The sequence below is a fragment of the Lactococcus ileimucosae genome (assembly GCF_943193185.1).
Taxonomy (GTDB): Bacteria; Bacillota; Bacilli; order Lactobacillales; family Streptococcaceae; genus Lactococcus; species Lactococcus ileimucosae.
Genome location: NZ_CALPDE010000001.1, coordinates 94,146 through 115,499, shown reverse-complemented (window position 1 = coordinate 115,499; position 21,354 = coordinate 94,146). Strand labels below are relative to the sequence as shown.

Annotated in this window: 18 protein-coding genes; 17 read left to right on the top strand and 1 reads right to left on the bottom strand. The window is 40.4% G+C overall.

Annotation, left to right across the window (positions count from 1 at the left end; all coding sequences use genetic code 11):
- Positions 1–17: 17 nt before the first annotated feature.
- From NFR51_RS00510 to NFR51_RS00435, 16 genes are all read left to right on the top strand, one after another.
- A complete protein-coding gene (locus NFR51_RS00510) occupies positions 18–2,105 on the top strand; it encodes a heavy metal translocating P-type ATPase (protein WP_251711822.1) in 2,088 nt (695 codons plus the stop codon).
- A gap of 220 nt (positions 2,106–2,325) precedes the next feature.
- On the top strand, positions 2,326–4,008 hold the full coding sequence (locus tag NFR51_RS00505) for a hypothetical protein (protein WP_251711821.1): 1,683 nt from the start codon (positions 2,326–2,328) through the stop codon (positions 4,006–4,008).
- Positions 4,009–4,227: 219 nt separating this feature from the next.
- Positions 4,228–5,622, top strand: coding sequence for an MFS transporter (locus tag NFR51_RS00500; RefSeq protein ID WP_251711820.1), 1,395 nt, complete (start codon positions 4,228–4,230; stop codon positions 5,620–5,622).
- Positions 5,623–5,701: 79 nt separating this feature from the next.
- Complete coding sequence (locus NFR51_RS00495) at positions 5,702–6,937, top strand: phosphopentomutase (protein WP_251711819.1); 1,236 nt, start codon at positions 5,702–5,704, stop codon at positions 6,935–6,937.
- Positions 6,938–7,003: 66 nt separating this feature from the next.
- Positions 7,004–7,819: a purine-nucleoside phosphorylase gene (locus tag NFR51_RS00490; protein ID WP_251711818.1), complete on the top strand. Its 816-nt coding sequence runs from the start codon at positions 7,004–7,006 to the stop codon at positions 7,817–7,819.
- Between the two features lie 84 nt (positions 7,820–7,903).
- On the top strand, positions 7,904–8,602 hold the full coding sequence (deoD, locus tag NFR51_RS00485; RefSeq protein ID WP_251711817.1) for a purine-nucleoside phosphorylase: 699 nt from the start codon (positions 7,904–7,906) through the stop codon (positions 8,600–8,602).
- A 132-nt stretch (positions 8,603–8,734) separates the two neighbouring features.
- Entirely contained in the window at positions 8,735–10,405 is a 1,671-nt protein-coding gene (locus tag NFR51_RS00480; protein WP_251711816.1) for a formate--tetrahydrofolate ligase, read from the top strand.
- Positions 10,406–10,418: 13 nt separating this feature from the next.
- Positions 10,419–10,829 (top strand): VOC family protein, encoded by a 411-nt coding sequence (locus NFR51_RS00475; RefSeq protein WP_251711815.1) that lies wholly within the window; start codon positions 10,419–10,421, stop codon positions 10,827–10,829.
- A 165-nt stretch (positions 10,830–10,994) separates the two neighbouring features.
- Positions 10,995–11,852: an amino acid ABC transporter substrate-binding protein gene (locus NFR51_RS00470; protein ID WP_251711814.1), complete on the top strand. Its 858-nt coding sequence runs from the start codon at positions 10,995–10,997 to the stop codon at positions 11,850–11,852.
- A gap of 182 nt (positions 11,853–12,034) precedes the next feature.
- Positions 12,035–12,922 (top strand): amino acid ABC transporter permease, encoded by an 888-nt coding sequence (locus NFR51_RS00465; protein ID WP_251711813.1) that lies wholly within the window; start codon positions 12,035–12,037, stop codon positions 12,920–12,922.
- Complete coding sequence (locus NFR51_RS00460) at positions 12,919–13,680, top strand: amino acid ABC transporter ATP-binding protein (protein WP_251711812.1); 762 nt, start codon at positions 12,919–12,921, stop codon at positions 13,678–13,680. The genes NFR51_RS00465 and NFR51_RS00460 overlap by 4 nt, the downstream gene beginning before the upstream one ends.
- The gene (locus NFR51_RS00455; protein ID WP_251711811.1) at positions 13,673–13,906 is read left to right on the top strand and encodes a DUF4059 family protein; all 234 of its coding nucleotides are present in this window, start codon (positions 13,673–13,675) and stop codon (positions 13,904–13,906) included. The genes NFR51_RS00460 and NFR51_RS00455 overlap by 8 nt, the downstream gene beginning before the upstream one ends.
- Positions 13,907–13,970: 64 nt before the next feature.
- Positions 13,971–14,891, top strand: a complete 921-nt coding sequence (gene trxB, locus NFR51_RS00450) for a thioredoxin-disulfide reductase (protein ID WP_251711810.1) — start codon at positions 13,971–13,973, stop codon at positions 14,889–14,891.
- Positions 14,892–15,047: 156 nt separating this feature from the next.
- Positions 15,048–15,296, top strand: a complete 249-nt coding sequence (gene secG, locus NFR51_RS00445; RefSeq protein ID WP_251711809.1) for a preprotein translocase subunit SecG — start codon at positions 15,048–15,050, stop codon at positions 15,294–15,296.
- Between the two features lie 516 nt (positions 15,297–15,812).
- On the top strand, positions 15,813–16,424 hold the full coding sequence (locus NFR51_RS00440; protein WP_251711808.1) for an alpha/beta hydrolase: 612 nt from the start codon (positions 15,813–15,815) through the stop codon (positions 16,422–16,424).
- 76 nt (positions 16,425–16,500) lie between these two features.
- Positions 16,501–17,667, top strand: coding sequence for a VOC family protein (locus tag NFR51_RS00435; RefSeq protein ID WP_251711807.1), 1,167 nt, complete (start codon positions 16,501–16,503; stop codon positions 17,665–17,667).
- A gap of 349 nt (positions 17,668–18,016) precedes the next feature.
- On the opposite strand, the gene NFR51_RS00430 is transcribed toward NFR51_RS00435, so the two are convergent.
- Positions 18,017–19,003 (bottom strand): hypothetical protein, encoded by a 987-nt coding sequence (locus NFR51_RS00430; protein WP_251711806.1) that lies wholly within the window; start codon positions 19,001–19,003, stop codon positions 18,017–18,019.
- Between the two features lie 221 nt (positions 19,004–19,224).
- On the opposite strand from NFR51_RS00430, the gene yjeM reads away from it, so the two are divergent.
- Positions 19,225–20,748 carry a glutamate/gamma-aminobutyrate family transporter YjeM gene (yjeM, locus tag NFR51_RS00425; protein WP_251711805.1) on the top strand — a complete coding sequence of 508 codons (1,524 nt, stop codon included), beginning with the start codon at positions 19,225–19,227 and terminating at the stop codon, positions 20,746–20,748.
- Positions 20,749–21,354 lie beyond the last annotated feature (606 nt).

Below are 21,354 nucleotides of genomic sequence, written 5' to 3'. Positions count from 1 at the left end.
CTATGGAGGGATAGAAAATGAAAAGCCAAAACTTTGTCATAACTGGAATGACTTGTGCAAACTGTGCAAATACGGTATCTAAAGCTTTGAACAGTTCCGATAAGATTAAAGAAGCTACCGTAAATCTAGCCACAGAAAAGGCAAAAGTTATCTTTGATGATAATATTAGCGACCAAGAGGTGATAAAGATTGTCGAAAAAGTAGGTTATGGTGCGATTGTAAATGACAAGAAGCATCAAGAAAAAATTGCGGCGCAAGCACGTAAACGTGATCGAAATTTACGCCTGTCACTGGTTGTCGCAACTGTATTGACATTACCTTTAGTGATTGCAATGTTTGAAGGGTTGTTGGGGACACACTATCTGATGTTCTTGCACGATCCTGTGCTGCAGTTGATTTTAGCCACACCTGTTCAATTTATTATCGGTTGGCGCTTTTACGTAGGCTCTTATCATGCCTTGAAAAATGGCAATGCAAACATGGATGTCCTGGTTGCTCTTGGAACAAGTGTTGCTTATTTTTCCAGTTTAGTTCTAGCTGTTTTTATGGGACAAAAAAATGCGCTGCATTTTGAGTCTGCCATGGTCATTATTACATTAGTTGTTTTAGGAAAGGTACTTGAACACAATGCCAAAGAGAAGACCACTCAAGCCATTACACGTTTGATGAGTAGTCGAGTGAAAATGGTGCATACAGAAGACGGGGACGTTCCTCTAGAACAAGTGCAAATTGGTGACGTTATTCAAGTTTTTCCAGGTGAGAAAGTGCCTTTAGATGCCATGATTTTAAAAGGAAAAGCTTCCTTTGACGAGAGTCATCTTACAGGAGAAGCTTTGCCAGTCGTCAAGGGAGACGATGAAACATTATTTGAAGGTACTGTGAATTTAGACGGTTCAATCAAGGCAGTGGTGGTTCGTGATGTTAATGACTCAACAATCTCGCGTATGGTTGAACTGATGGAAGAAGCACAAGCCTCTAAACCAGATATTCAAAAATTTGCAGATAGGCTTTCAAATGTTTTCGTTCCGATTGTTTTGGTTATTTCTTTGCTCACTTTTATTGTCACATGGGCTGTGACGGGTGTTTTGCTGACAGCGATTATGCATGCTGTAGCGACATTAGTCATTGCTTGCCCTTGTGCACTTGGTTTGGCTACTCCAACAGCGATTATTTCGGGGACTGGACTAGCAGCTAAAAACGGCTTACTCTTGAAAAATGCTAACGCTCTGGAGCTTACCAATACTGTAAAAACAGTTTTCTTTGATAAGACAGGGACGATTACCACAGGAGAATTTGAGCTTTCAAACTTTGACGGTAGTGCAGAAGACTTTAAAATATTGGCAAGTTTAGAAAAGCACTCCAATCATCCCTTGGCCCAAGCTGTAAAAGCAGAAAAAACTTATGACGTAGAAAATCTCAAAGAAATCGCTGGTCGTGGACTGTCTGCTGAGATTAATGGACGTAGATATTTTGCGGGTAATGCGAAACTCATGGAGGAACAGGGACTTCAGTTTGAGGAAAGTACAGATACTGTTATTTATCTGGCAGACGATGAAAAATTACGAGCAACAGCTACTTTCAAATCTGCTATTAAAGCAGAAAGTGTTCAAACAGTGGCCGAGTTGAAGAAAGCTGGAATTCGTACAGTGATGCTAACGGGAGATAATGCGAACTCAGCCAAGAAGATTCAAAAAATTGTAAATTTAGACGAGGTGAGAAGTAATCTTTCACCAGAGGATAAAGCTCAAATCGTTCAAGATACGCCGCATTCTATTATGGTAGGAGATGGTATCAATGATGCTATCGCCTTGGCCAGCAGTACCGTAGGCGTTGCGATGGCGACCGGTTCAGATATTGCTATGGAAGCAGGAGATGTGACTATCATGGGTGGAAAAATCCATAAGCTTATCGACCTGTTTACCGTCTCTCGCAAGACCTTGCGTAAAATTAAGCAAAACTACTTCTGGGCTTTTATTTACAATATTATCGGTATTCCTCTCGCAGCTTTCGGGCTCTTAAACCCTATGGTAGCGGCTGCAGCCATGAGTTTATCAAGTGTATCAGTGATTTTGAATTCTCTGCTCTTGACGAAAGCCAAACTCTAAAATCTTCTAAAAGTAAAGTACATCGAGAGATAAGAGAAGGGACTGAGCAGTCTCTTTTTCTTTTGGAGCGATAAACTGGGCGTTAATCGCTATTTTTCTCATCAAACACTCATTTCATTTGACCTTTTTTTTATACTATAGACTCAGAAAGTAAACGTAACATTAGAAATGTATATGTGATGAAAATCCAAAAGTAAATGTTACGCCAAAGGAGGAGTTTATGACACCAGAAAAGAAAAAACAGCGGCGGCTGCGCAACCTCGCACTCCTGTCGCTCTTGCTACTCGCAGTAGGCGGCACCTTCGCCTTCCAAGCCTTCAACCAACGGGCCATCAATGACCGGCTGAATGAAGTGGACATCAATGTCGGTGGCCGTGTCCACGACTACTATAACCGAGACACCGAAAACAAGGACGTCTTCGTGGAAAACTACGGGGAACGGCCAATCATGGCCCGGATACGCCTGTCCGAGTTCCTCGAAACCCGCCAGCGTAATGAAGCCAACTTCACGCCCCTGGTCGCAGGGACCAGCCGTGACGATGTAGAAAACTGGACCACATGGATCCCAAGCGCAGGCAATATCAATGACCGTGCAAACAATAATCCGTCCAATGCCTTTGACCAGTATGCCAGCCTCATCTTTGGTTGGGAACGTTCCGGTCAAGATGCCCCATGGTATATGCCCACCTTCAACCATGACAACCTGGATTTAAGAACAGCAGCGGCAGGCCATGCGCGGGACTGGATCGAAGGGAACGGTGCAACAGATGCGGTCACAGACGGTGCGACACATCCGGGAGATGGAATTGATGCCTACTGGTCAGCAAACGAAAACTTTGACAACAGTGGTCCAATCTGGCCGGGAGAAGAAGTGACCAACCAAACTGCTCAAAACTTACAACAAGACCGTGCGCCAATGACCATGAACCAGTGGAGCAACTTACCTAACGAAGACAAGATAGGCAACTTCTGGGTGGTTGACCACAACACAGGTTGGGCTTACTGGGCCAACAGACTGGACAGTGAGCAAGCCAGCTCTTACCTGCTTGATGCAGCGGAGATGACAGCTGACATTGAGGACAAGGTTTTTAACGGCTTTTACTACTATGGGATCCATGTCGAGAGTGGACTGGTACACCCTGACCAACATGAGGAGTTCCTCAATGACGGGGAGCAACACCATGCGGAGCTGGCAGACCTTCTCCATGGTATCCAGAACGGAGTGATGTTTGATGATGGACCAAACCCACTGCCTAATGAAGACAGTGCCCCTGCAGCCTTTGACTTTTCGACCATGCGTCCGGGGCGTATCTTTACCATGGCTGGGGAGCAGTACCGCTACCTTGAAAACATGGGTTCTGGGAATCATATGATTATCCGAAATGGTGTAATTACGAATATCCCCTTGACACAACATGAAGCAGAATTGAATACTTGGCGCCAAGCTCTTGCCCCAGAAGTTCAGGCGATGATTCAACCTGTCTCTGTCCCATTTATAGGTCCTGCTATTTTGGATGAAAATATTGTTTGGGAAGGCGGCTGGCGTTGGATAATGAGTGACAGCAGCTTGGCTCAATTTCCTGATGCTGCGGCTGACATCACTCAAGTTGACTCAGGTGGCACCCCACGTGCTTTTACTCTTTCTGTAGCAGATGTGCTACGCTTATCAGGTCCAGGCCGTGCTTTTCCTAATAGAGTTTCTCGTGTAGGTGCAGGTAATTTAATTTGGTGGACGCGTACGCTTTCATCACAAAGTCCTAATCCTGATACAGGTTGGCTTGTTCAGAGGGCGCGTCCTGACATACCTGTGGCTGCAGGAGAATTAATTTCACACTGGTCTACAAACTCTTCAGGAGCCTATGGCGGCATGCGCCCAGCCCTCATCATCAATCCAGCAAACTAAAAAACTAGCTCAGCTAGCAAGCGTGTAAAAATCACTCCATGCGGCACTTTGTCTGTCTCATTAAGTGATTTTTTTGCTGCACACTGTCATTTTGTACAGGTTTTCTGACTTTTTTATGCAAAGTGAATACATTTTCATAAGTAAATTGACTATAATGATTTCAGTTTTAAAGATAGCGTTTTCACAAAACGTTCAAATAACCCTATCGGAGGATTTTCTTTGGAAGCACAATTTTCTACAAGTAAGCAAACGTCTGCACGTGAAGTACAGATAGGAAAAGCTGTTCCTGTTATTCTTTTACTCATGATTTTTTCCTTAGTCATTGATAATTCATTCAAAATTATTTCGCCCAAGCTGGTAGGATATTTTCATGTCTCTGCCAGTACAGTTGCTTGGCAAGTCACATTGGCCGGTTTAGTTATAGGCATGGGAGCAGTTGTCTATGCATCATTATCAGACAGTATCAGTATTCGAAGCTTACTTATTTTTGGTATCTTTTTAATTTCTATAGGTTCTTTTTTGGGATATGTGGTGCATCACAACTACTGGCTGGTTGTCTTTTCCAGAGTTATTCAAGCGGCGGGTTTAGGTGCGACTGAAACACTTTATCTTATTTTTGTTGCCCGTTATGTGACACCAGCTAAGCAGAAAAAATATTATGGTTTTTCCACCGCGAGTTTTCAAATTGCAACGGTTATTGGAACATTGACCGGAGGTTTTATCACTACCCATCTGGCTTGGCAAAATTTATTTCTCGTGCCACTCCTTTCTCTCTTTTTTATTCCCTTTCTTTTGAAGTATCTTCCTGAGGAATCAGGGGAGAAAAAATATATTGATGCTCTTGGAATTATACTTGTGGCAACTGTAGCTGTCACTGCGATGATCTATCTGACAAACTTTTCTTGGTTGGTGCTGATGGGTTTTATCTTTTCTACAGTGGTGTTTTTATTTTATATTTCCCAAAAGAAAAATGCTTTTATTACCATTGATTTCTTTAAAAATAAGTTGTTTGTCCTTACGCTGCTCGCAGCTCTTCTCATCTATTCTACTCAAGCAGCTTTCACCTTGAATACTTTTTCCTTCCTCTTAACCACTGTTTATCATATGCAGCTGGATGGTGTATCGCTGATGTTTATTCCAGCATGTTTGGCTGCGGCATTGGTCGGAAGCCTGTCAGGAAAGATTGCCTCTAAGCTTGACTCTTTTCAAGCCGTTCTTGTGTCAATGCTTGCTATCGTTCTTTCGATTCTATTGGCTGCCTTTCTCATGGGTGCATCGGTCTTTATTTTTGCAGGATTGCTCATTTTAAGTTCATGTGCCTTTGCGATGCTGTACGCGCCGCTTATGCATACAGGCCTTGAAAGAATGCCAAAGGCAAATAAGGGAACAGCTATTGGCTTTTACAATCTCTGTATCAATATTGCAATGTCTGTTGGCTTTACCTACTCTTCACGTTTTATCGATGGCGTAAACTTATCCCTCTTTCTGTCTACTGTAAAAGGTCACTATAGTGAAGTTTTACTCATGATTTCTTTTGTAGCTTTATCAGCCTTAGCCCTCTTTATTTTCTTAATCAGAGGACAGATTCCGAATAAGAAAAGTTTTTCTGATTGAAACTTTATCTTTGGAAACCTATTCGCTGTTAAATAGTTTATAATAGTATTATATAGAGTTCATTAAGAAGGAGAATATTATGCCTAAGAAATTTAATCGTGTTCATCTCATCGTTATGGATTCAGTGGGTATTGGAGCTGCACCAGATGCGGATAAATTCTTTAACCATGATGTAGAAACCCATGAAGCAGTGAATGACGTTAACTCAGATACGATTGGCCACATTTCAGAAATTCGTGGGTTGGATGTCCCAAATCTTCAAGCCATGGGTTGGGGAAATATTCCGCGTGAAAACCCTCTTAAAACAGTGCCTGCAGCTGAACGTCCTCAAGCCTATGTGACAAAGTTACAAGAAGTTTCTAAAGGTAAAGATACAATGACTGGCCACTGGGAAATCATGGGCTTGAATATTCAAACCCCTTTCCCAACTTATCCTGAAGGTTATCCTGAAGATTTGCTCCAAAAGATTGAAGAATTTTCAGGCCGCAAAATTATCCGTGAAGCGAACAAACCTTACTCTGGCACAGCTGTAATTGATGATTTTGGCCCACGTCAAATGGAAACGGGAGAATTGATTATTTATACGTCAGCTGATCCTGTATTACAAATTGCGGCACATGAAGATATTATTTCACGTGAAGAATTGTACAAAATTTGCGAATATGTGCGCTCCATCACACTTGAAGGTTCAGGCATCATGATTGGCCGCATCATTGCACGCCCTTATGTAGGTACACCGGGGAACTTTACGCGTACAGATGGGCGACGTGACTATGCTTTGAGTCCATTTGATGAAACAGTTTTGGAAAAACTTTATAAGGCTGGAGTTGATACATATTCTGTAGGAAAAATCTCTGACATTTTCAATACTGTTGGTGTCAAATACGATATGGGACACAACAAAAACGATATGGATGGCGTGGATCGCTTGCTAAAAACAATGCGTAAAGACGAATTCGTTGAGGGCTTTAGTTTTACTAACTTGGTTGACTTTGACGCAAAATATGGTCACCGCCGTGATGTTGAAGGCTATGGTCAGGCTATTGAAGACTTTGACGGACGTCTGCCTGAAATTATTGAAGCGATGCGAGAAGACGACTTACTGATGATTACAGCTGACCACGGTAATGACCCAAGTTATGTGGGCACAGATCATACACGTGAATATATTCCGCTCGTTATTTTCTCACCTTCATTGAAAAAGCCAAAAGTTTTGCCTCTGGGTCACTTTGCTGATATTTCTGCCACTATTGCAGACAACTTCAATGTTGATAAGGCCGAAATTGGAGAATCATTCCTTGAAAGCTTGGTCTAATTAACAGTTAAAAAGTTTGCTAGGGAAGAAGATACTAGAATAATAAAAATTAAAGGAATGAAAAAAATGGATGTGAAAGTAAAGTTAGCTGAAACAACAAAGTTTCTCAAAGCGCAAGGTGTAGGTGAGATTGACGTTGCACTCATCTTAGGATCAGGCTTGGGAGAATTAGCAGGAGAAATTGAAAATCCTGTTATTATCAAATATGAAACAATTCCACATTTCCCTGTATCAACAGTTGTCGGACATGCAGGACAACTTGTATATGGTGACTTGTCAGGGAAGAAAGTCATTGCTATGCAAGGGCGTTTCCATTTCTATGAAGGAAATGCAATGGATGTGGTAACTTATCCTGTACGTGTTTTCTCAGCTCTTGGTACACCATCAATCATTGTTACCAATGCCGCAGGTGGTGTAAACGAGAACTTTGCGCCTGGTGATTTGATGATTATCAGTGACCATATTAATTTTATGGGAACAAACCCACTGATTGGTCCTAACGACGATGAAATTGGTCCGCGTTTCCCAGACATGTCACAAGCTTATGACAAAGCTTATCAAGAGCTCGCTAAGGAAACAGCAACAGAAATGTCAGTCAAGGTTCAAGAAGGTGTCTACATGGGCTTCACAGGGCCTACCTATGAAACTCCGGCTGAAATCCACATGGCACGTACACTGGGCGCTTCAGCAGTAGGTATGTCGACTGTTCCTGAAGTCATTGTGGCGGTTCATTCAGGAATGCGCGTTTTAGGTATTTCATGCATTACTAACCTGGCTGCAGGCATGCAGAGTGAACTTAACCACGCGGAGGTTGTTGAGACAACAGAACGTGTGAAAGAAACATTTAAAACACTTGTTAAGAATGTTTTAGTAAAAATGTGATAAAATAAGAGAAAACGTGTTAGCGTTTTCTTTTTTTAGTGAAGAAATAGACACTAAAATAAATCAAAACAGTAAGGAGTAACTATGTCAGTTCATATCGAAGCCAAAGAAGGTCAAATAGCAGATAAAATCCTCTTGCCCGGTGATCCACTGCGTGCCAAGTTCATTGCGGAGAACTTTCTCAAGGATGCTGAACAATTCAACAATATTCGAGGCATGTTGGGCTATACAGGACTCTACAAGGGGCATCGTATTTCCGTTATGGGAACAGGGATGGGTATGCCTTCTATCTCTATCTATGCTCATGAGTTAATCACCGAATATGGTGTGAAAAAACTGATTCGTGTTGGCACAGCAGGTGCATTAAATGAAGCGGTTCACGTGAGAGATTTGGTTTTGGCGCAAGGGGCAGCAACGACTTCACGCATTATCAAAAATGACTGGCCTCAGTTTGATTTACCACAAATTGCGGATTTTGATTTGTTAGACAAGGCCTACCATATCTCTAAAAACTTAGGCATTCAAACGCATGTGGGAAATGTTCTTTCGACAGACCTTTTCTACAGTGACATTGACACTCTTGCCATCGGAAAACTGGGGGTCAAAGCTGTGGAGATGGAAGCGGCGGCACTTTATTATCTGGGTGCTAAACATAATGTTCAGACTTTAGGAATTATGACAATCTCAGACAGTTTGGTAACTGGAGAATCAACTAGTGCGGAAGAACGGCAAAATACCTTTACAGATATGATGAAAGTGGGCTTGGAAACACTTATCCTTTAAAGAAAAGAGCACATCAAAAAGCCGAACGTTTTATGAGTGAAAATGCGTATTTCACTTTTAATCAAAGCAATTTCCAAATGTTTTTGTTAAAATGATAGGGAAGTTATAAAGAGTAAGGGAGTCGCTGAAGAGATGAAAACAGATATCGAAATCGCACAAGAGTGCAAGATGGAAGCCATCACAGATGTCGCTGAAAAAATCGGTTTAAGTTTTGAGGATATCGAACTTTACGGAAAATACAAGGCTAAAATACCGCTTGAAAGTCTCAAAAAGTTTGAGAGTAATGCCGAAGGAAAACTTGTACTGGTTACATCGATAAACCCTACTCCTGCAGGTGAGGGAAAATCGACGGTGACAGTTGGACTGGCAGATGCCTTTGCTCGTTTGGGGCAAAAGGTCATGGTAGCATTGCGTGAACCTTCTTTAGGACCTGTGATGGGAATCAAAGGTGGCGCAACAGGTGGCGGCTATGCTCAGGTTCTGCCTATGGAAGACATCAACTTGCATTTTACTGGTGATATTCATGCGATGACGACAGCGAATAATGCGATTGCAGCTCTTTTAGATAATCACATCTTCCAAGGGAACGCCCTAAATATTGACAGCCGTCGCGTGGTTTGGAAACGTGTCTTGGATATGAATGACCGCGAACTCCGTCATATTGTTGCCGGCTTAGGCAGTGTGGTTAACGGTGTGCCACGTGAGGACGGTTTTGACATTACTGTAGCCAGTGAGATTATGGCTGTTTTATGTTTGGCTACTTCATTGACGGACCTGAAAGAACGCCTTTCACGTATCGTGGTAGCTTATACCTATGATCGTCAGCCTGTAACTGTGGGCGATTTGGAGATTGAAGGGGCTGTTGCGGTCCTATTGAAAGATGCGCTTAAGCCAAATCTGGCACAAACCATCGAAGGAACACCGGTATTGGTGCACGGCGGTCCCTTTGCCAACATTGCGCACGGCTGTAACTCTGTTTTAGCTACAAAAACAGCCTTAAAATTAGCAGATGTGACCATTACAGAGGCTGGATTTGGTGCAGATCTAGGTGGGGAAAAATTCCTCGATATTAAAACACGTCAGCTGGGTAAAACGCCTGATGCTATTGTTATCGTTGCTACCCTTCGCGCATTAAAAATGCACGGTGGCGTTGCTAAAACAGAACTCACTGAAGAAAATGTAACAGCTGTTACCCAAGGCTTTGCAAATCTGAAGCGGCACATTAAAAACATGGCAAGTTACGGTACGCCGATTGTTGTAGCCATCAATCAATTTGCCAGTGATACTGAGGCCGAGATTGCTGAGTTAACACGTCTTGTTGAAGCAGAAGGCGTTGCTGTGAGTTTGACACAAGTCTTTGAAAAGGGCGGCGCCGGCGGAATTGATTTAGCTGAAAAACTAACAAACATCTTCACTCAGGAAGCAAAAGAATTCCACTATCTTTATGATTTAGAAGCCTCAGTAGAAGAAAAAATCACAACAGTTGTGACACAAATTTACGGTGGCAAGAAGGTTAACTTTTCTGCAAAAGCAGCACGTCAATTGAAAGAAATTGAGGAAAATGGTTGGGATAAACTTCCCGTTTGTATGGCCAAGACCCAGTATTCATTTTCAGATAATCCCAAACTTTTGGCAGCACCAGAAGGTTTTGAAGTGACCGTACGTGAGCTGGTGCCAAAGATAGGTGCAGGATTTATCGTGGCCTTATTAGGAGATGTCATGACAATGCCTGGTTTACCTAAAAAACCAGCAGCTCTGAATATGGACATTGACGAGTCGGGAAAAATCACAGGTCTATTTTAAGAAAAGGAGAGCCATGGTAAAATCAAAAATCACGCCTTTTATCACACTAAATGGTAAAGCCAAAGAAGCTATGAATTTTTATGCGAGAGTTTTACCAGAAACGAAAATTACACGGATGGACTTTTATAAAGATAGTCCAGATTTTAGCGACATTGAAGGCGAACTCGTCTTATATGGTGCCTTATCCATAAAAGGAGCAGAAGTTTTCTTTTTAGACATGCAAGAGCAATATTCTGCACCTGAGCCAACTTGGGCACATTCTCTTTATCTTGACTGCGACACAGAGCAGGAATTTGATCAAATTTTTGCAGCTTTATCGGAAACAGGTTCAGTGATGATGGGTCCTGAGTCTGTAGGAAACATTCGTAAGTGTGCCTGGATTACCGATAAGTTTGGCATCACTTGGCAGCCTGTGTGGGAGTAATATTGAAAGCTTTTCTTTTTGAAGAAGAGCTTTTTTTAATGGAGTCATTAAAGAAATGAAAAGCCGCTATAAAAATTTTTTAACCCCTTGATAAGCAAATGATATGACAAACTCAGAAGGCCCGTGGTAAACTTTAGATATCAAAATTTTAAGGAGAACATCACTATGAAAAAGTCACTGAAGCTTTCGCTCGCGCTTGTTTCGCTTATCGCTGCAGGAGCTTTAGCTGCTTGCAGTAATGGTGGTTCAGCAAATAAAGAAGAATCGGCAAAGAAGCAAACGGAGATTGTTGTAGCTACAGATGGAGCAACAAAACCCTTTACATATGCGGACAGTCAAGGGAACTTGACAGGCTATGATATTGAGGTGGCGCGCGCTGTTTTTGACAAGTTGCCCGAATATAAGGTGACTTATCAAGCGGTTGACTTTTCTGGGATTGTTCCAGGATTGGACAGTGGACGTTACCAGATGGGAGCCAACAACTTTGGTTGGTCAAAAGAGCGGGCAGAAAAATATAACTTTTCCTTCCCAATTTCCAAATCTAATAATGCTGTCTTGATAAGGGACGGGAACTATAAAACGCTGGCAGATCTTGCTGGTAAGAGCACAATTGGAAATCCAGCATCCAACTATACAAAAATGATTAAAGATTGGAATGCTGCCAATCCAGATAAAAAGATAAATATCAGTTATTCGGCAGACAGTACCTCAATCAATACGCGCTTTAATCAAATTGAGTCCGGAAAGATTGACTTCATGCTCTATGATAAGATTTCTCTCAAATCAAGTGTGAAGGAGCAAGGATTTGATAGCTTGAAAATTCAAGATATCGATACTTCAACAGGAGATCCGGAGCATGACGGCTACGAATATTTCCTCTTTGCAAAGGATGAAGCAGGTGCAGAATTGCAAGCTAAGGTTAATAAAATCCTTGCTGAGCTTGAAAAGGATGGGACACTGAAAAAACTTTCTGAGAAGTACTTTGAGGGGAACTTTGTTCCGGAAGCAGACAAGTTTAAGTAGGACGGAGAGAAGACGTCTTTTCGAAAAAGAAGAAGCAGAAGAAACATTTCAAAGACAAGAAAAAATTGTAAGATTCTTGTATAATAGTAGGAGTAGTGTAAAAGCTGTCCCTGAGTTTCTCACACACAAGCTATTTGTGATAGGAGTGAGGGACTTAGACAGCTTTCTTTGATGAAGATAAAATGAATAAAAAGAAAAAAATAATTTTGGGATTGGGAGTTTTGCTCCTGTTGATTATTTTGCCCATGCTTCCGTTTTTAATGATTCAAGGGCAATATAGTTTTGATGAATTTTGGTCCATGTTTTTCACTAAGATATTCAGCTGGAAAGCCTTTAGTTCAGCTTTTCTGCCGATTATTAAAATGATTCCCGTCTCTCTGCAGATGACACTCATTGCCATGTTTTTTGGTCTTATTTTTGGTCTGTTACTCGCACTTGTAAGAATAAATAAAATTCCTATTTTGGATCAATTGCGTGCCTTGTTTGTCTCCTTTACACGTGGGACTCCGATTCTGGTACAACTTTACTTGACCTATACAGGAATTCCCTTGATTCTTAAAGCGATTAACATGAATTACGGGACGAATTATACAGTGAACTCAGTGCCCGCCATGCTCTTTGTTATCGTAGCCTTTGCGCTTAATGAAGGGGCATATAATTCGGAAACAATTCGCTCAGCTATCCAATCTGCAGACAAAGGACAAATCGAAGCAGCGCGTTCTCTAGGAATGACAAATTTTCAAGTTTTCTGGCGTGTGACCTTACCTGAGGCAGCATCAGTTGCGACAGCTCCACTGGGCAATGCCTTGATTGGCTTGCTTAAGTCAACTTCTCTGGCCTTTGTCGCTGGCGTGGTTGAGATGACCGCCCAAGCTCAAATCATTGGTGGTTCAAACTTCCGTCTCTTTGAAACTTATCTCGCTTTGGCCTTACTTTACTGGCCCATCTGTATCGTTTTAGAAATCTTGATTCGTAAGATTGAAAGCAAACTGGAAATCAAAATGCCTAAAGCAGCGCGGAAGATTTCACTTGGACGCAATCCTTTTGACAACGGGGTGACCAACAAATGATAAAAATTTCAAATTTAAGTAAGTCCTTTGCCGGAAATGTGGTTCTTGATAATCTTAATCTGGAGATTAATGAAGGTGATGTTGTTGCACTTATTGGTGCATCAGGTGCCGGCAAGTCCACTTTTCTCCGTTCAATCAACTATCTGGAAGAAGCAGACAGTGGACAGTTGGAAATTGATAATTTCAAGGTGGATTTTGAACATATCAGCAAACAAGAAATTCTTGAGCTGCGTCGCAAAACAGGTATGGTATTTCAACAGTTCAATCTCTTTGAACGTCGCACAGCTCTCGAAAATGTGATGGAGGGCTTGATCCAAGTTAAGAAAATGCCTAGAGCAGAAGCACAGAAGCTGGCTGAGGAAAACTTAAGAAAAGTCGGCCTTGCAGATCGTATGGATTATTATCCAAAGTTCTTATCTGGTGGGCAAAAGCAGCGCGTAGGAATAGCTCGAGCAATGGCAATGAAACCGACCTTGCTGCTGCTTGATGAACCGACATCAGCACTTGATCCTGAGCTTGTAGGGGAAGTGCAAGAAACCATTCTCAATGCAACCAAAAACAAACAAACGATGGTTTTGGTCAGTCATGAAATGGATTTTGTCTATAATGTCGCAACAAAAGTGCTCTTCCTTGAGAAAGGTAAAATTATTGAAGAAGGCAGTCCTGAGGAAGTCTTCCATCATCCCAAAAATCCACGGACGCATGAATTTCTCTCTCGTCATGTTAAAACCATTGATATAGGAAGGTCAAATGATTAATTTAGTTTTACAGTTTTATCTTAAAGGTTTACTCGTTTCTTTTTTAGTAGTCGGATTGCTCAGCCTTTTATATGGTTTTATTTATTGGGCCCGAAATCGTCATAAACCGCGAAATGTCTGGCGCAACCGCTTGTTTGATATTATCTTAATCGATATTTTGACCATTCCCATTTTGAGTTTTGCTATTGTGGGCATCTTGATTATTTTTAGAATTCGTGGTTTATAAATCAAAATAATGGCAAAAAATTTAAAGAGAATTTATAATGGTTTTATAACTGGAGAGGTGAATTATGACAGAAAAAATATACGATGTAGTAGTTATTGGTGCAGGGCCTGCAGGCATGACCGCGGCTATGTACAGTGCAAGAAGTGAGATGAAAACTTTGCTCTTGGAACGTGGTGTTCCTGGTGGACAAATGAATAACACGGCTGAAATTGAAAACTATCCAGGTTATGGGCAAATCATGGGTCCTGAGCTCTCAATGAAAATGTACGAACCACTAGCTGACCTTGGTGTTGAAAATGCTTATGGCTTTGTAACGTCTATTGTAGATAATGGTGCGACTAAAACGATTCATACTGAAGAAGAAGTATTTGAAACGAAATCAATCATTATTGCGACAGGAGCAAATCACCGTAAGCTAGGTGTACCCGGAGAAGAAGAGTACGGTGCGCGTGGCGTGTCCTACTGTGCAGTTTGTGATGGTGCTTTCTTCCGCGACCAAGATATCTTGGTTGTAGGTGGCGGAGATTCTGCTGTGGAAGAAGCAATCTTCTTGACACGTTTTGGTAAATCAGTAACCATCATGCATCGTCGTGATGAACTCCGTGCTCAGAAGATTATTCAGGAACGTGCCTTTGCAAATGATAAAATCAAATTTATCTGGGACTCTGTTCTTGAAGAAATCAAAGGTGACGACCGTAAAATTGAATCTGTGCGCTATAAAAATGTTAAAACAGGTGAAATTACTGAAGCAGACTTTGGCGGTATCTTTATCTATGTTGGTCTAGATGCTGTTTCTGAGTTTGCTCGTGACCTAGGGATAACTGATGAAGAAGGTTGGATTATCACAGATGCTACGATGAAGACAAGTATTCCGGGCATCTTTGCTGTTGGAGATGTCCGTCAGAAAGACTTCCGACAAATTACAACTGCAGTAGGCGATGGTGCTCAAGCAGCGCAAGAAGCTTACAAATATGTTGAAGGCTAAATAAAAATACCGTTTGAAGACCAAAGAACTGAGAACGGAGTATAAATCAAGAAACTTGGCATTTCAATCATGTTTACCAATCTTTTATCATTCGTATTCTGATGATAATTATGTTATAATTGTTTCAGTGTAATTCTGATTAAGGAAGAAAAGTATATGGATAAAGTGATTTTTGACGTTTTACTCGTCGCTATGTTGATTGTTTCTGCAATTTTAGTTGTTTCAATTTTGATGCAGCCTTCTAAGCAAGATGGCGCAGCCGATGCATTTTCGGGAGGGTCAGGTGAACTCTTTGAGCGTCGTAAGGCTCGTGGTTTTGAAGCAGTAATGCAAAGATTTACAGCTATTACTATTGGAATCTGGCTTCTTCTCGGTTTCATGTTGGTCGTTTTATCAACGAAGTAATATTAAAATAGAGTATCTTAAGAAGTAGTGGTCAACTGAATTTCTAGTGGCTGCTATTTTTTATTTTTAGAAAAATAAAGTTTTATAGACAAAAGTTAACAGATATTCCACTTTTTTTGGTATAATTTAACTACATAATTTCATAATTTCAATTTACTCCTCAGTTTATGGCACCTTCGAAAAACTGAGGGGTTTTTATATGTTTTTTTAAAGAAAAGTGGTGAGTAGAGGATAGAGAAAGGGAGATAAGTTTGCGCAATGTAAATTTTGACAGTTGTAAACCGCTATATGTACAGGGCTTTAAAGGTATTCTCAAAATTTTTTAGAAAAAATAAGCTTTAGGACTTGACGTTTACAAAAGTAAACGTTATAATACAAGTGTAGTTTACAAATGTAAATGAAAAAGGCGGGCTTATGAAACAAATAACTGAAATTAATGGACAGAAGAAACGATGTTGCTTGTCATTTAAAACCGCTATTGAGAAGCAATGAACAAGCTAAAAATAAGGAGTTAGAATGACAAACTACATTTTGAAAGAAGGCGACAGTAGCCTTGCGCCAATTTTAGTTTTACACAGTACAGGCGGTGATGAACACCAGTTAGTGCCACTTGCAGAGGAATTATTCCCCAATCATCCCTTTTTGTCTATTCGTGGACGGATTAGTGAGCAGGGGATTAATCGCTATTTTAAGCTTAAGGGACCAGGCTTTACGAAAGAAAATTTTGACTTGGTTTCTTTAGAAAAAGAGGCACAGTGGCTGACGAAGGAAGTAGAACGTTTGGGGCAGCATTACCAACTAAATCTCTCAAAGCTGAATGTCATCGGCTATTCAAACGGGGCCAATATGGCGCTCTATATGCAACTTAAGGGGCTGTTCAAGTTTGAAAAAATCTTGGCTTTTCACGCCATGCAGCTTACCGAAGTTGGCAGACCAGTTCTTTCTGATGAGAGTAAAGTTTTTCTTACTCATGCGGATAATGACCCGATTGTGAGCAGAGAAAATCTTGAAGATCTCTCTACTGATTTGGAAAAAACGAAATGTCAGCTTGAAATATTTAAGACCAAATTTGGTCATCAACTGAGCGATGAAGAAATCTCTGCAGCAAAAAAATGGTTAGCAAAATAAAAAGAAGATGTCTCTAAAAGAACACATCTTTCCAATAGAAAAAATAATAGAAAAATTGAAAAAAGAGGAAAAACAAATGACTACAGAAATCGAAATACAAAATATCCTTAGCGGTGTTCACCACGTCACAGCAATCACATCAAGTGCACAAAAAAACTATGACTTCTTTACAAATATTTTAGGCTTACGTTTGGCAAAATTGACCGTCAATCAAGATGATTATGAGACTTATCACCTTTACTTCACAGGGGAAGAGGGGAAAAGTCCAAACATGACTTTCTTTGACTTCAAGGATATTCCAAAAGGGATGCATGGCGCAAACAATATTGAACGTGCTTCTTTCCGTGTACCTACAGATGAATCACTTGTTTATTGGGCTAAACGCTTTGAGCAAGCTCATGTTAAACATGGAGAAATCAATGTCAAATTTGGCAAAAAAACACTTGAATTTGAAGACTTTGACGGTCAAAAATACCAATTGATTTCAGACCAAGACAACACAGGTGATGCTGCACTTGATCGCTCATGGATTCTCTCCAATGTTGAACCTGAGCATGGTATCATTGGTATGGGGCCAGTTTTTGTAAAAGTTACCGACACATATAATCTGCGCATTATTTTGGAAACAGTTTTCGGTTTCCGTTATGCAGGGCAAGAAAATAACTTGCATCTGTTTGAAGTGGCCAATGGAGGAAACGGAGCGGCCTTGATTATCGAAGAAGCAGAGGAAAATGAACGTTATGCTTATCAAGGTTACGGTACAATTCATCACTTGGCTTTAGGAACAGCTAATCCAGAGACGTTGAAATATTGGATTGAACGTATTCAAACTTTCCGTTTGCCACATTCGGGCTTAGTTGATCGTTTCTATTTCTCAAGCGAGTATGTTCGAGTTGCTCCTGGTGTTCTTTTTGAGATTGCCACATTTACACCTGGTATTGGGGCACTGGAGATGGCAGAGGCTGGTGAAGGGGCTGTCGACAGTTATGAAGAAGCCTTGATTACCTCAGGTTTCTGGATTGACGAAACAAAAGAAGAAGCTGGGAAAGATTTAAGTTTACCGCCGCATCTTTTCCCAGAAGATGAAGCGGTTAAAGCACGCACAGCAGCAAGCCTCCGTCCTTTAGATACCTCAGATACAATGCGTGACCGTCGTCAAGATGAGTTATGGACTGTTGATAAAGTTGTGGAACGTAAAGAGGGAGAAAGTCTAGAAGAATTTGAACAGCGTTATCTGGGCTAAGTCATCGCCCTCTAAAATTCGAGTCTCTAGGAGAAGCTGAACAGCGGTAATAAATCATAAAAAGTAAAAATAGAATCGCTTATGCGGCTCTATTTTTGTTTTGCGACTTTATGAATAATCTGGCTGTTTTTAGTAGCCTTTTTAGAGCTTGTTTTTTTCTCGAAAACTTTGTGGTATCCCTGCTCATGTTAGCTAAAAATCTTAAATCTTGTGGTCGATTGGCGAGCAGCAAGCATTTGTATTTTACAGCAGTCTTTGAAAAAGGAGACGATAAGAAAACCATCCGTTCATCGGATGGTCATTAAGAGTTCTGATATTTATTTATCTTCATACCCGTGATTTTTTCCACTTAATATGTATCAACTTCTTGTGAAGATTCCAGCATCAAGTTTTTGAACATTTGTGATAGAGAAATTGCATCTTTTTCAGATGGTTCAGTTATGCTCTTATTTTCTTTACTTGACTTAGCAGTGACAGTCATTTTGAATTTGGCACTTGTTTTTCCATCTTTAGACTGAATGTCTCCATTAATTTTAGATTCAGACTCATGTGTTTTAGGATTTAAAGTAGTTTCAACATCCATAGATTTGATGTTTGTATACTTATCTAAGTCATCCATCATCGCTTGGATGTCCTCTTTGTTGGAGGTAGTCATGAGGTTTTTGAGATAGCCTTTGATATCATCACCGTTGCCAGAAAGTTTCATCGTCACTTTATCACCTGACTGAGTAAAGTTCTTTTCAGGAATATCTTTGAAGTTTTTTTCAATATCTTTTTTATCTGTTTTAGTTTTTTCGAAAAACTGATTGTAAGTAGATTCCCATGACTCACTGTCAGTGAGTCCGCCTTGGGAAGTAATGCCGTCCTCCATCACGCTCTGATCAACAAGAAGGTATTTTTGATCCAGTTGGTCAAGGAGTTGACCATAGAGACTTACATAAGGATTGGCAGATTGGAAGTTATCAATCAGAGATGTGACTTGTGAATTTTCTACATAGACGCCTTTTTTACCAAGAAGCATATTCAGTTCAAGCTCTTGGTCTGATATTTTTCCGTCAGTATTAAGTGCAACTACTTTATTGTTGTAATCCACACTTACTTTAACATTCATTGATGCATTGTTAAGAAGAGCATTAATTTCTTTGCTTGATGCATCGCCTTGCATATCAAAGCTGTCAAACTTTATAGATACATCGTGAGAATTATTATCTTGAGATTGATTACTCAAGGCAGTGTAGCTATCAATGTAGTTTTGCTTTGCTGTTTTTGAGTTAGAGCAGGCCGTTAAAGTAAAGGTCGTGAGCAATGCTGCACCAATTAAAAAATGTTTTTTCATACTATACTGTCTCCCAATTTAAGTTTAAGCTAATTTTAAGAAAATAATTCAATAAAGTCAAGCAATAAATGAAAACATATCATCCAAAGAACAGTGCTCAACTTTTTAAACTTTAAATTTACTTTAATTCATATTTGGGCATTTTAGAGGATAAAATGTTGCATATTTATGCAATGAGTTGTATAATAAATGATAAATTAAAATAAAAAGAGAGAAAGATAATGTCGCAACATCCTAAAAATAAATTAACTGCAATTTCTTTAGCTCTGATGATTTTTACCTCCGTTTATGGTTTTGGTAATGTCCCACTTGCCTTTTTTCAAATGGGATATGGATCGATTATATGGTATATCATAAGTGCTTTGGTTTTTTTCATCCCTTTTTCTCTGATGGTCACCGAATTTGGTTCAGCTTTCAAAGCTGAAAAAGGGGGAATTTATACCTGGATGGAAAAATCAGTGGGTCCATCCTTTGCTATGATTGGCACATTAATGTGGTATATGTCCTGGGTCATTTGGTTTGTTTCTGTGGGAAATCGTATACTGGTCCCTATTTCTAATATGATTTTTGGGACAACGGTTCTGCCCAGCACAGTTATCGTGTCCCTTTTGGCCATACTCATCATGTTCCTTGTAACCTTTGTTTCCCTTAAAGGGCTTGAAACGATAAAAAAAGTAGCCTCGATTGGAGGAATTGCTGTTGTTTCACTTAACTTTATCCTCATCATTGGTGCCTTTATTATTTTAGCGAAAAGTGGTTTTCATCCAGCTACTCCCCTGACACTGGAGTCCTTAGTGTCCACCCCTAATCCAACGTTACAACCTGCAAGCTTTGTCACTTTTATTGCCTTTTTAGTTTATGCAATCTTTGCTTACGCTGGGGTAGAATCAGTGGGCGGACTGGTCGATGAGACTGTAGAGCCGAAAAAGAACTTTCCTAAAGGTATCCTACTTTCAGCTGCCATTATCGGTATTGGTTATTCTTTCATGATACTTTGTACAGGCTTTTTCATTAATTTTGATAAGGACTGGATTCCAGGTATTATGGATGGCTCAGTGAACCAAGGGAATATAACCTACTTTATGATGCAGGAATTAGGAGAAAAGCTGGCAGAAGTCTTCCAGCTGTCGTCTGGCGCAGTGCATACATGGGGAACGGTTTTTGCCCGTTATGTGGGTCTTTCCATGTTTCTCTCTCTGACAGGCGCCCTCTTTACACTTATTTATTCTCCACTTAAACAACTGATGGAGGGGACACCTGAAAAGATGTGGCCGGGTAAACTTGGGAAAATCGAGGACGGTGTACCTAAAAATGCCATGAAGGCACAATTTATCATTGTGGCACTCATGATTTTGCTCAACATGTCTATTTCACTTATAAACAAAGGAGCCGCGGATAAATTCTTCTTGGTTATCACCAATATGAGCAATATAGCATCAAGCCTTCCTTATGTATTTATTGTTTTTGCTTATATCAAATTTAAGAAAAATCGTGCCATTGCGAAGCCATTTACCATTATGAAAAACGAACAGTTTGCCATTGGTATCTCGTGGCTTGCGGCTTTGATGATTATTATGGCAGACTTTTTCACAATTATTGAACCGGTAATAAACTATTTCCAAACTTCTTCGGATACCTCTCTGAGCAGTGTTTATTCGGATATTATTTCAATGATTGCTAGACCATTGGTCTTTAGTGTTTTAGGGTGGTGGCTGATTAAAAACTATAAAGGCAAGAAGGTGTAGCTTAAACTACTCCGTAGCGAGAACAGTTGTCTTTTTTAGGAAAAACCTAACATTGACCTGGAAATCCAATTTCCTATAGAGCAATTTTGGAAAAATGAGAGGAAAGATATGCTATAATGATAGCCTAGAAAAGATTTGGGGAGCAGAATATCATGGACAATCACATTAGAGTAAGTCAGATATGGCTTGTCATAATAGGCGTTAGTCTTGTTTTATTTAGTTACGGAACGTACTCTCACAAACTGTTTTTAGAAGGTCTGGGAGCTATAGCTACGGTTGGTGCTTTATTCTGTGGACTGTCGGGTGTAGTCATCCGAGTAATAAGGCGCAAACGTGGTGAACGTTTTAAGTAATCCCGCCGATAAAGCTAATAGTGTCAGTCAGTGTCACCATGTGTGCTGTATACTTTCAGGAGAGAGAATTCAGTCTGTGAGCGACCAAATTCCAAAAGTTATCTAATTACATAGACGTTTAAAAATACTCATACCAATCTGTCCACGCATAAAGCGGTCAACGCCAATTTCCTTCATAAAAGGTTATCCTTGCTCTTTTAGCGTGACTCGCGCATGTCTTTTATTCGTCAAAACTGAAGATTTTTTTAATGCC